Annotated in this window: 9 protein-coding genes; 2 read left to right on the top strand and 7 right to left on the bottom strand. The window is 62.3% G+C overall.

Annotation, left to right across the window (positions count from 1 at the left end; genetic code table 11):
* Positions 1-44: 44 nt before the first annotated feature.
* Positions 45-2,081: a TonB-dependent receptor gene (locus tag N8H74_RS17495; protein WP_262149089.1), complete on the bottom strand. Its 2,037-nt coding sequence runs from the start codon at positions 2,079-2,081 to the stop codon at positions 45-47.
* A gap of 323 nt (positions 2,082-2,404) precedes the next feature.
* Between N8H74_RS17495 and katG the strand changes: the two genes are divergently transcribed.
* Positions 2,405-4,672 carry a catalase/peroxidase HPI gene (gene katG / locus N8H74_RS17490; protein WP_262149088.1) on the top strand — a complete coding sequence of 756 codons (2,268 nt, stop codon included), beginning with the start codon at positions 2,405-2,407 and terminating at the stop codon, positions 4,670-4,672.
* A gap of 74 nt (positions 4,673-4,746) precedes the next feature.
* On the opposite strand, the gene pepN is transcribed toward katG, so the two are convergent.
* Genes pepN through N8H74_RS17460 form a run of 6 tightly spaced genes read right to left on the bottom strand, consistent with a single transcriptional unit; the run spans position 4,747 to position 11,263 of the window.
* Positions 4,747-7,404 (bottom strand): aminopeptidase N, encoded by a 2,658-nt coding sequence (gene pepN, locus N8H74_RS17485; protein WP_262149086.1) that lies wholly within the window; start codon positions 7,402-7,404, stop codon positions 4,747-4,749.
* A 10-nt stretch (positions 7,405-7,414) separates the two neighbouring features.
* A complete protein-coding gene (locus N8H74_RS17480; protein ID WP_217833680.1) occupies positions 7,415-8,245 on the bottom strand; it encodes a DUF2797 domain-containing protein in 831 nt (276 codons plus the stop codon).
* Positions 8,242-8,502, bottom strand: a complete 261-nt coding sequence (locus N8H74_RS17475; protein ID WP_217833679.1) for a DUF1315 family protein — start codon at positions 8,500-8,502, stop codon at positions 8,242-8,244. The genes N8H74_RS17480 and N8H74_RS17475 overlap by 4 nt, the downstream gene beginning before the upstream one ends.
* Positions 8,503-8,535: 33 nt before the next feature.
* Complete coding sequence (locus N8H74_RS17470) at positions 8,536-9,405, bottom strand: rhomboid family intramembrane serine protease (RefSeq protein WP_217833678.1); 870 nt, start codon at positions 9,403-9,405, stop codon at positions 8,536-8,538.
* Complete coding sequence (locus tag N8H74_RS17465) at positions 9,402-10,373, bottom strand: metallophosphoesterase (RefSeq protein WP_217833677.1); 972 nt, start codon at positions 10,371-10,373, stop codon at positions 9,402-9,404. Before N8H74_RS17465 ends, N8H74_RS17470 begins: the two co-directional genes overlap by 4 nt.
* A complete protein-coding gene (locus N8H74_RS17460; protein WP_217833676.1) occupies positions 10,373-11,263 on the bottom strand; it encodes an NAD(+) kinase in 891 nt (296 codons plus the stop codon). Before N8H74_RS17460 ends, N8H74_RS17465 begins: the two co-directional genes overlap by 1 nt.
* A gap of 113 nt (positions 11,264-11,376) precedes the next feature.
* On the opposite strand from N8H74_RS17460, the gene N8H74_RS17455 reads away from it, so the two are divergent.
* Positions 11,377-12,327, top strand: coding sequence for a DUF1853 family protein (locus tag N8H74_RS17455; protein ID WP_262149082.1), 951 nt, complete (start codon positions 11,377-11,379; stop codon positions 12,325-12,327).
* Positions 12,328-12,345: the final 18 nt, after the last annotated feature.

The raw sequence follows: 12,345 nt of genomic DNA, 5'->3' as shown, positions 1-12,345 counted from the left end.
TCACACCCGCTGAGACGTTGGCGTACAGGCTGTTTGCGGGAAAGTCAGAACGTGGTGCGCAACCCGACCTGAATGCTGCGCCCTTCGGCCGGCGCGATGTCGCGCAGGATCGAACTGGCGTAGCGCACGGTTTGATTGGTCAGGTTCTCGGCGTTGACGAAGGCCAGCCACTTGCTCTGGCCGATATCAAAGTTGTAACCCACATTCGCCCCCAGCGTGGTGTAGCCATCGGTGCTGCTTTCATTGTCCGGCACCCGATGCTGCGCGCTGGCGTGCTCGACATCGATCCGCGCCTGCCAGCGATCCAGGCTCCACAACAGACCACTGTTCAGGCGCAGCGGCGCGATGCGCGGCAGGTCTTCGCCGGTGTCGAGGTTTTCCGCTCGGGTGTAATCGCCGGACAACTCCAGGGCAAACTTGCCGTAGGCGTTCTCGCCCAGTTCCCAGCGATCCTGCGCTTCGACACCGCTGAAGCGCGCACGCACGCCGGAGTAGGCATATTCAGGAATGCCGTCAGCGTCCTGCTCCCCTTCGTCATTGAGCGTGCGACCGGTGCCCAGCAGACCGATGTAATTGGAGAAGTGGCTGTAGAACACGCCGACGCTGCCCTTGTGGGTGCCGTTGTCGAAACGCAGCGCCAGGTCGCTGGACACGGCTTTTTCTTTCGACAGGCCGGCATCACCGACTTCATAGGTGCCGGTCGCGACGTGGGCGCCGTTGGCATACAACTCGTAGAACGTCGGCGCTCGTTCGGTGTAGCCAAGGGTGGCGGCCACCGACCAGATTGGTGTCAGGGTGTACACCGCGCCGGACGACAGACTGCCCGCGGTGAAACTGCTGGAACGGTCGGCATTGGCAAAGCGCTCGTTGCCTTTGGCGTCCGGGTCGACGGTGGTGTGTTCCAGTCGTCCGCCGAGGGTGAGCAGCAGTCGATCCGTGGCTTGCAACTCTTCGAGAATGAACAGCGCACCGGCATTGGTGTCGGTTTGCGGGACGAACGCCTCTTCGCCCAAAGCCGAGAATTCATTGCGGCTGACCTGGGCGCCAATCACCCCGTTGAGCGGCCCGAGCGGCTGGTGCCGCGCCTCGACCCGCGCCTCGTAGCCCTTGTTCTTGAACGTGGTGCCCGTTTCCCCGCCTTCGATTTCCCGGTGTTCGTAATCGGTGTACCCGGCGTCGAACTTCACCGAACTGAAAGGGCCATCGAGGTTGCGAATCTCCGAGGCGAAGGCGTAATGCTCCTGCTGCATGCGAATCCGCACATCGTCTTCGGCCGGCGAGCCGTAGTTCGAGTCGTAATTGCTGTAGGACAGGCCGGCGTAACCATCGTCCCAGGTGTAGGAACCGCCGACCGCTCCGCCATCCTGACGGCCGTCGCTGTTGGCCAGGCGATGCTTGTTCGAGTCGCCATCGTCGTTGGCGCGTTCGCGGCTGGTCCTGGCGTACCCAGGGATTTTCAGGTCGTTGAATTCGCGAGCGCTGGCGTCCACATGCAAGGCGAATTGGCCGTTGCCCGCCTCCAGCTTGCCGGCGCTGCTGCGGGTGGTGTCGGCGCCGCCGTAGCGCAGTTCGCCCGCACCGTGAATACCTTCGATGGCTTCGGTCGGAATGCGGTTGTCGAAGGTGTTGACCACCCCGCCGATGGCGCTGCCGCCGTACAACAGCGCCGCCGGGCCACGAACGATTTCAACGCGCTCGACGTTGACCGGGTCCAGCGGCACCGCATGGTCGTAAGACAGCGAGGAGGCATCCAGCGCCCCGACGCCATTGCGCAGAATGCGAATGCGGTCGCCGTCCTGACCCCGGATGATCGGCCGACTCGCCCCCGGACCAAAGTACGACGACGAGACGCCCGGCTGCCTGTTCAGGGTTTCGCCCAGACTGCCCTTCTGCTGAAACGTCAGCTCGTCACCCGCCAGCACCGTCGACGGGGATGCGAGGGTTTGGCTGCCAAGGGGGTTGCCGGTAATGACTTGCGGTTGCAGTTCGAGGGTTTCGGCGGCGAACACCGGCGCTGCAAACAGCAGCGCGGTGGCCAGGGGTGTCAGGCGTCGCTGGAGGGGTCGGGAACGGACAGGCATTTCAGAATTCCGTGAGCAGAAAAGTGAAAGTCGCTGGCAAACAGCAATGCCAGAGACAGCATGAAACAAAATTAATGTTATACAATAACATTTCTATTTGCCATCACTGTTCACGCCATGGATTTGCAACCAGCGCTCAAGCACGCGGTTCTTGCGGGCTCAACCGATTTTTCGAGGGGCATTAATGCCGCGTAAAAACCTGAAAGCTTTCGCCTATCAGCGTCCAATAGTCGGCCTATTAGCCGACTGGCAAAGTCGGGGCTAGCCTTACTACTCCGAAGTCGGCACGAGCCGGCCGCAGAAGACCTGATAAGGACCCGGACATGGCAAATGAATCGAAATGCCCGTTCAATCACGCCGCCGGCGGTGGCACAACGAACCGCGATTGGTGGCCGAATCAACTGAACCTGAAAATCCTGAGTCAGCACTCGCCCAAGTCCGATCCACTGGGCAAGGACTTCGACTACGCCAAGGCCTTCAAAAGCCTGGATTTCCAGGCCCTCAAGCGCGATATCAACGCGCTGATGACCGACTCTCAGGACTGGTGGCCCGCCGACTTCGGCCACTACGGCCCGCTCTTCATCCGCATGGCCTGGCACAGTGCTGGCACCTACCGCACCGCTGACGGCCGGGGTGGCGCCGGCTCCGGCCAGCAACGCTTCGCCCCGCTCAACAGCTGGCCGGACAACGTCAGCCTCGACAAGGCCCGGCGCCTGCTGTGGCCGATCAAGCAAAAGTACGGCCGCAACATTTCCTGGGCCGACCTGATCGTGCTCACCGGCAACGTCGCGCTGGAGTCCATGGGCTTCAAGACCTTCGGTTTCTCCGGCGGACGCCCCGATGTGTGGGAGCCGGATGAGGACGTGTACTGGGGTTCGGAAAACAAGTGGCTAGGCGGCGACAACCGCTATGGCAAGGACCCGGAGGCCATGCAGCCACCTGGCGACGGCACCCTGGTAGCGGAGCCGGCAGAACATGGCAACGAAGCAAGCCGCACCAACCAGGGCGAACGCAATCTGGAGAACCCGTTGGCCGCCGTGCAAATGGGCCTGATCTACGTGAACCCGGAAGGTCCCGAGGGCCATCCCGATCCGGTCGCCTCGGCCAAGGACATCCGCGAAACCTTCGGCCGCATGGCCATGAATGACGAGGAAACCGTGGCCCTGATCGCCGGCGGCCACGCCTTCGGCAAGACCCACGGCGCCGGCCCTGCCGACAACGTCGGGCCGGAACCGGAAGCCGCCGGTCTGGAGCTTCAAGGCCTGGGCTGGAAAAGCACGTTCGGCACCGGCAAGGGTGGCGACACGATCACCAGCGGCCTGGAAGTGACCTGGACCACTACGCCAACGAAGTGGAGCAACAACTATCTGGAAAATCTCTACGGCTTCGAGTGGGAGCTGACCAAGAGCCCGGCCGGCGCCCATCAATGGAAACCGAAAAACGGCGCCGGGGCCGGCACCATTCCCCACGCCCACGACTCGAGCAAACGCATCGACCCGAGAATGCTCACCTCCGACCTGGCCCTGCGTTTCGACCCGGCCTATGACCAGATCTCGCGGCGCTTCCTCGCCAATCCGGATCAACTGGCCGACGCCTTCGCCCGTGCCTGGTACAAACTGATCCACCGTGACATGGGGCCACTCTCGCGCTATCTCGGCCCGGAACTGCCCAACGAAGAATTGCTCTGGCAAGACCCGATTCCTGAAGTGAACCACCCGCTGATCGATGACAGCGACGTGGCAGCACTGAAAAGCAAAGTGCTGGCCTCCGGGCTGTCCGTCTCGGAACTGGTTTCCACCGCCTGGGCGTCGGCCTCGACCTTCCGTGGCTCGGACAAGCGCGGCGGTGCCAATGGCGGGCGTCTGCGTCTGGCGCCACAGCGGTTCTGGCAGGCCAACCAGCCGGAGCAACTGGACAAGGTGCTCAAGGTACTCGAGGGTATCCAGAACGACTTCAATGCCGCAGGCAAAAAGGTCTCGCTGGCAGACCTGATTGTGCTGGCCGGCAACGCCGGCGTCGAACAGGCGGCGAAAAATGCCGGGCATACCGTCACCGTGCCGTTCTCGCCGGGTCGCACCGATGCCTCGCAGGAACAGACCGATGTCGACTCGTTCGGCTTCCTCGAACCACACACCGATGGCTTCCGCAACTTCGCCAAGACCACGTACCGCGTGTCAGCGGAATCTCTGTTGATCGACCGGGCGCAATTGCTGACCCTTTCGGCACCGGAAATGACCGTACTGATCGGCGGCCTGCGGGTGCTGGACACCAACGTCGGCAAAACCCGCCATGGCGTGTTCACCGACCGGCCGGGAACCCTGACCAACGACTTCTTCAGCAACCTGCTGGACATGGGCGTGGAATGGAAACCGACCTCGGCGGCGGCGGACGAGTTCGAAGGCCGCGACCGCAAGACCGGTGGCGTGAAGTGGACTGCCACTCGTGTCGATCTGGTATTCGGCTCCCACGCGCAATTGCGTGCGCTGGCGGAGGTGTATGCCAGTGCGGATGCAAAAGCGCAGTTCGTCAGCGACTTTGTGGCGGCCTGGGCCAAGGTGATGGATCTGGACCGGTTTGACTTGAGAAAATAGAGGGGTTGCAGGGACAAAAAACGCCGCTTTTTAAGCGGCGTTTTTTATGGTCTGGCCGAGGGGAAGGCCTTGAATCAGGCCAGGCTTTTGCTGACCACTTCGTACACATCGCTGGACAACTGACCCGACGCCAGAATCCGCTCCAGCTCGCCTTTCATCAACGCCTGACGGGCGCTGTCGTACTTGCGCCAGCGGGTCAGCGGCGCCAGTTGGCGCGAGGCGATCTGCGGGTTGAAACCGTTCAGTTCGATGACCAGATCCGCCAGGAAGCGATAGCCCGAACCATCAGCCGCATGGAAGTTGATCAGGTTCTGCCCGGCAAACGCGCCGACCAGCGCACGCACCTTGTTCGGGTTCTTGATGTTGAACGCCGGGTGCTGCATCAGCGCCTTCGTGCGCTCCAGGCCGCCGGGCAAGGTGCTGCCGGCCTGCACGCTGAACCACTGATCCATGACCAGCGGATTGTCCTTGAAGTGCTCGGCGAAGCTCGCCAGCGCCTGGGCTTTCTGCTCATCGAACGGCGAGTTGACCAGTACCGCCAGCGCAGTCAGGCGTTCGGTCATGTTGTCGCAGGCGTCGAACTGCTCCAGCGTCGCCGCCAGCACTTGCGGCTTGCCGCTGAGCATCAGGTACGACAGCGCGATGTTCTGCAACGCGCGACGGGCAAAATGCTCGGCCTCGGCCACGTACGGGGTTTGCTTGGACAGGTCGCGGTTGGCCTGATAACGCAGCCACAGGGCTTCGAACAGGTTGTCCGCCAGTTGCTGGCGCGCGAACTCGCGAGCGGTATGGATCGCCTCGACGTCAGCGATTTCACTGATTTCGGTCAGGTAGGCTTCGCTTGGCAGCGAAAGCATTTCCGCGACCATGGCCTGATCCAGGGTTTCGTCGGACAGCACCGTTTTCAACGCCGAAACCAGACGCGGATCGAGAACCAGTGCCTCGCCCTTCTGCTGCTGCTCGATCAGCTCTTGCAAGACCTGCACCGACAGCTGCTGGCCGGCATCCCAGCGGTTGAAGCCGTCGCTGTCGTGCTGCATCAGGAACATCAGTTGATCGCGGTTGTACGGGAAGCTCAGTTTCACCGGCGCCGAGAAGCCGCGCAGCAACGAGGGCAGCGGTTGTTCGGCGATGTCGACGAAGGTGAAGGTCTGCTCGGCCTCGGTCACGGAAATGACCCGGCTGGTGCCTTGCGAGGAGGCTTCACCGGCCAGACGCAGCGCGATTTCATGACCCTGGCTGTCCAGCAGACCCAGCGCCACCGGAATCACGAACGGCAGTTTTTCCACCTTGTCCGGCGTCTGCGGGCAGCTCTGGCGGAAGGTCAGGCTGTAGGTTTTCGCCGCTGCATCGTAAGACTCGCTCACCGCCAGACGTGGCGTACCGGCCTGGCTGTACCAGCGCTTGAACTGGGTCAGATCGACGTCATTGGCATCTTCCATGGCCTTGATGAAGTCATCGCAGGTCACGGCCTGGCCGTCATGGCGTTCGAAGTACAGGTCACTGCCCTTGCGAAAGCCTTCGGCACCCAGGAGCGTGTGGATCATGCCGACCACTTCCGAACCCTTTTCGTACACGGTCAGGGTGTAGAAGTTGGAGATCTCGATGAAGCTGTCCGGGCGCACCGCATGAGCCATCGGGCCGGCATCTTCGGCGAACTGGTGGGTACGCAGGTAGGCCACGTCCTGAATGCGCTTGACCGTGGCCGAGTTCATGTCGGCGGAGAAACCGGAATCGCGGAATACGGTGAAACCTTCCTTGAGCGACAGCTGGAACCAGTCGCGGCAGGTCACGCGGTTGCCCGACCAGTTGTGGAAGTACTCGTGGGCGACGATCGCCTCGACCCGCTGGTGCGCGGCGTCGGTGGCGGTTTCGGCGCGAGCCAGCACGGCGCTGGAGTTGAAGATGTTGAGGCCCTTGTTCTCCATCGCGCCCATGTTGAAGTCGTTCACGGCGACGATCATGAAGATGTCCAGATCGTACTCGCGACCGTAGACCTCTTCATCCCAGCGCATCGACTTCTTCAGGCTGTTCATGGCGTGCTGGCACTTGTCGATGTTTTCCGGCTCGACGTAGATGCGCAGCGCCACTTCACGCCGGGTCATGGTGGTGAAGGTGTCTTCGACGCACCACAGGTCACCGGCCACCAGCGCGAACAGGTACGCCGGCTTCATGAACGGGTCTTCCCAGGTCGCCCAGTGCCGGCCGTCTTCGCCAGGGCCGGAAGCGATCGGGTTGCCGTTGGACAGCAACACCGGGTAGCTGTGCTGCTCGGCGACCACCGTGGTGGTGAACTTGCTCATCACGTCCGGGCGGTCGAGGTAATAGGTGATCTTGCGGAAGCCTTCGGCCTCGCACTGGGTACAGAACATCGTGCCGGACTTGTACAGGCCCTCCAGCGCGGTGTTGGTTTCCGGGTGGATTCTGACGCTGGTGTCGACCGTGAAAGTGGCGCTGGCCGGTTGCAGGGTCAGGTGGTTTTCGCTGAGCTGGTAGTCAGCGGCGCTCAGTTCCTGGTCGGCCAGGATCACCGACAGCAGCTCCAGTTGCTGGCCGTCGAGCACCAGCGGCGGCAGGCCCGGGCCGCGCGCAGGATTGCGGCGCATCACCAGTTGCGCATGAACCAGGCTGTGATCCTCGAACAACTCGAAGGTCAGGTGCGTTTCGTCGATCAGGTACTCGGGCGCCTGATAGTCCTTCAGGTAAATCATCTTCGGTTGTTCGGTGCGCATGCTGGAGTCCTTATTGATGCACGGCGAGCTGATAAGCCGTGTACTTGCGAATATTGATCACGCCGGTGTCGAAGATCAGGTACTGGCCCTTGATCCCCAGCAGCGTGCCTTCGGCAATCGGGTTCTTGTCCAGGTTGAAGCTGACGATTTTGGCCGGGTATTGCTCGATCGGATAGCGGATTTCCAGCGGATCGACATCGGTAATCGTCTGAATTGCTTGTAGGCCGAATCGCTCCTGCAAGCCTTGCAGGCCTTCGGCGCAGCTTGCAAACAGCTGATCGCGCACCTGCGCCAGATCCACCGCCGCCGCATCGCCCTTGAGCAACGCCCGCCAGTTGGTCTTGTCCGCCACCTGGCTGCGGAACAGGTCTTCGACGAACCCCGACTGCTGGCGAGTGGCGACGCGCATGATCGGCAACGCCTGGCTGGCGCCCTGGTCGAGCCAACGGGTCGGCAACTGGGTGGCACGGGTGATGCCGACCTTGATCCCCGACGAGTTCGCCAGGTAGACCACATGATCGGTCATGCAGAACTTCTCGCCCCACTCAGGCTCCCGGCAGGTGCCGGCGTCGAAATGGCAGCGCTCCGGGCTCATGATGCAGATGTCGCACTGGGCCAGTCTGGTCATGCACGGGTAGCAATAACCCTGGCTGAAACTGGTTTTGGTCTTGCGTCCGCAATGGGTGCAGTGGATCGCCCCCAGGTATTCCAGACGCACCGTGCTACCGATCAACGGATTGACCGGCACCTCGACATCATCCAGACGAAACGCGTATTGCACGGTCGGCCCGTCCAGGCGCGCCGACATTTTGCTGATTGCACCGCGGCCAATCTCGATCAATGGATGGCATCCGACTTGAACAGGATGTTCGGCACTTCGATCGATTTCGATGCACACTCCTGCGGCCCCATGTAACCGGTGCGCTGGTCTTCCGGCAGGTTCTGGGTTTCCCAGGCGATCATTGCCTGCAACGACAGCTCACGCTGCTCGGCGGTGAGCTTGCCACCGTCGGACCACTTGCCGATCTCCACCGCCAGTTTCAGGCTCTGGTAGATGTCGGGGGTAATGTTCTTGATCAACTCGTTAAAAGAGGACATCAGGGTCTCCGTGCTCTTTATTCACAGGCTAAATTAGACGGCCAGTTTACGGCGGTTATACAAACCGCCCAACAAACCGGTGAAGCATCCGATGAGTAACCCGCCGACGTGAGCGGCGTTGGCGATTTCGCCGAAACCGATCATCGACACCAGCCCGGACAGGCACAGCAACAACCACACCAGCATCATCACCAGCACGCCGCGCGGCAGGCGATAGGCCGGGTTCGGCGCCAGCAACTGGAAGATCCAGCAATGCCCGAGCAGGCCGTAGAGCACGCCGGACAAGCCGCCGAACAGGGTCGCGCCGCTGAAATAATACTGCGCGTAGTTCGACACCAGGCTGAACAGCAGGGTCAGGCCGATCAGGTTGATGCTGCCCTGACGCGACTCGATGCGCCGCCCCAGCTCCCAGAACCACATGCCGTTCATGGCCAGGTGCAAGATGCCGAAGTGGAGCAGCATCGGCGTGAACAGCCGCCACCACTGCCCCGCCGCCAGGCTGTCGGCCAGCGGTGTGAAGTGGATGTATTCGCCGACCACGCGGAAATCGAGGAACGTCAGCCAGCGCATCGTCTCGAGGTTGTCGCCAAGAAACGTCAGCCCGCCGACGATCAGGCTCAGCAACAGGATGAACCCCGTGGCCTTGGCGTATTTCAACTGTTCGACAAAGCTCGGGCGCTTGAAGGTCTGCGCCACCGGGATGTCCAGTTGCTGATCGGGATCGCCCGCCGGGAAGCGTTCGTACAGCGAGCGCACGTCGTCGCTGATTTCCGCCGGCACCCACAGCACCTGCTCGCCCGCCTCTTCGCTGACGCGATGGGGCACCTGCATGCGTTGCAGCAGTTTGACAAAACCGCTCAAGTCCGCCGCCAACGGCAGGCGCAATACCGCGATCGCACTCATTGCAGCACCTCCGGCCGCTCGACATCGACCCAGACGAATTTATGCGGATCGAGGCGGGTTTCCTGATCCAGACGATAAGCCACCAGCTTGCCGTAGAGCACCGCGCTGTAATCCAGGCACGCCAGGTTCGGCCGGATCGGCGCCGGTTTGCCGCTGCGCCAGTAATGGCCGACGAACAACAAGGGCTCATCGACGCCGTAGCGCAACAGGGAATTTTTTTCAGTGGAGGTCAACGGGGTCTGCGCCACCGGTTCCGGCAAGGCATCGGGCTGGAACACGATGTCGCCGTAGGTTTTCGGGTCGTCTTCCCAGAACTTGGTGCGGAAGAACGATCGCACCAGGCCGTCGCCGCTGGTCATGGTCAGGCCATGGGGCAAACGCATGTCGGTGCCGCGCAGCAGGCGATCGAAGACCGTGCAGGCAAAGCTCTCCGGCACCGCCGAGGCCTGGAGGAAATGTTCATCGATGCAGCCGTCGGGAAACAGCCCGCGCAACGGCTCGATCAGGCCGGCATCCCAACAGGCATGCACCACCCGGAAGCGTCCGGCATCGACAAACAAGGGCAACTCGTAGAACCAGCGCTGGAAATCATGCCAGTCGCCCGGATGCTCTTCGAACTGGGTCAGGGTTTCGTGCAGCAGGCGCGCATGGCGCGGCGTGTGTTCGCGCACGAACTGCTTGCCGCTGCCCGGTGGCGCCGGGGTGCTCCAGCCGAGGGCATTGAATTCATGATTGCCCATGATGCACAACGCCTGACCGGCCTCGACCATGTCGTGGACGATGTGCAGCGCCTCGCGGATTCGCGGGCCGCGATCGATGATGTCGCCGACGAACACCGCCATGCGTGAGGGATGCCGCCAGACGCCGCCCTGCTTGTGATAACCGAGCCGGTCAAGCAAGTGTTCCAGCGTCAGGGCGCATCCGTGCACGTCACCAATCAGGTCGTAGCTACGCGCGGGATCGAGCATCAGTCGCCTCCACCACCCAACTTGCTGCCCCAGCCGAGCTTGGTGCGACAGACTTCGTAGTAGTTGTGGTCAAGCGGATGAATCAGCCGCAGCTTCTGTGCTTTCTTGCTGACGGTGATGGTGTCGCCCGGCGCACAGGTGAAATGGTTCTGCCCGTCGCAGGAGACTTGCGGGTAGATCTGCATATCTTTGGACACGACGATTTTCAGCTCACTGTTGCCATCGACCACGATGGGCCGCCCAGACAAGGTATGGGGGTACATGGGCACAATCACAATAGCGTCGAGCTTGGGATGCATGATCGGGCCGCCGGCGGACAGGGCGTAAGCGGTGGAACCGGTCGGCGTGGAGACGATCAGGCCGTCGGCCTTCTGGCTGCAGACGAACTGACCGTCGATGTACAGTTCGAACTCGATCATCCGCGTCGATTTACCGGGGTGCAGCACCACGTCGTTCAACGCATCGCCCTGGCCGATGGCCTCGGCATGGCGGCGGACTTCGGCTTGCAGCAGGAAACGGTTTTCCACCAGATAATGGCCGTCGAGCACTTCGGCGACCTTGATTTCCAGCTCGTCCGGACGAATGTCGGTAAGAAATCCGAGGCTGCCACGGTTGATCCCTAGCACCGGAATGTTGTGCCGCGCCAGCGCCCGGGCGGCGCCGAGCAGGCTGCCGTCACCGCCAACGACGATGACCATGTCGCAGACTTCGCCGAGCATCTTGCGCGACGAGGTTTGCAGACCATGCCCCGGCAGGACTTCGGCGATGGTGTCTTCGAGAATCACATGCAGGTGACGATCGAGCAGAAAGCGTTTCAGTCGGCGGACGGTATCCAGCACCTGGGAACTGCCCAGGCGACCGATGATGCCGATATTACGAAATTGCTCCATGGGACTCCTGCAGAGTTGCGACGGCGAAAACGACGATTATGGGCGAAAGCCACCGATAGACAAAATCCTTTCAGCCTCAAGGGCGCGCCCCTGTTTGCGGCTATGCTCGCAAGATGATCCTATTTCCCGATTTGCTCCAGCTGCCCCACCAATTGCGCCACCCGGAGGTGCGCGATCTGGCGTGGGTGATCCTCGCCCCGCCGATGCTGGCGAACACGCCGTGGCCGCAACGCCATCCGCTGGCGGGCAGCGACTGGGTGCGCGACCCGCAGCAACTGGAACACTGGCTGCGCCGGCTCGATCACGACAGCTATGGCCTGCTGCACTGGCTGTCCCAGGCCCGCACCCGGCGTCTGGGGCTGTACTACGAACGGTTGTGGCAGTTTGCGGTGGAACATGCACCGGGCATCGAGCTGATCGCCGCCAACCTGCCGATCCGCCGCGAAGGCCATACCCTCGGCGAGCTGGACATGCTGCTGCGCGACCGCGACGGCGTGCATCACCTGGAACTGGCGATCAAGCTCTACCTCGGCCCGCAGAATGGCGACGGCCGCGATCCGGCGCAGTGGCTCGGCCCTGGCTGTCACGATCGACTCGATCGCAAACTGGCGCACCTGAGCGAACACCAGTTGCCGATCTCCGCTCGGGCAGAAAGCCGTGAGGTCCTGAAGGCGCTGGATATCGAGGTGTTCAGTGCGCAGTTGTGGCTGGGCGGTTACCTGCTCTATCCATGGCCCGGGCAGTCCGAATCACCCAACGGCGCCCATCCGCAGCACCTGCGCGGCAGCTGGCTGCATCAACGGGACTGGCCGGCGTTCGTCGCCCAGCGCCCGGCCGGACGCTGGCAGTCCCTGCCCCGCCACGCCTGGCTGGCCCCGGCGCATTACCCGGCGGATCAGACCTGGAGCCCGGAACACTTGCAGGCCTGGTTGAATGAACTGGAACCCCTGGCGCCGGCGCAACTGATGGTGCGCCTGACCGAGAACGCGCGGGGCGAATGGGAAGAAGCCGAGCGGCTGTTTCTGGTGTCGGACCTTTGGCCGAATGTACCGGGACAGGCCTGAAACCCGATGGGAGCAGGC

The organism is Pseudomonas sp. B2M1-30, assembly GCF_025447575.1.
GTDB classification, from domain to species: Bacteria; Pseudomonadota; Gammaproteobacteria; order Pseudomonadales; family Pseudomonadaceae; genus Aquipseudomonas; species Aquipseudomonas botevensis.
Note: the sequence above shows the minus strand (reverse complement) of the source record. Positions and strands in the feature narration are given on the sequence as shown.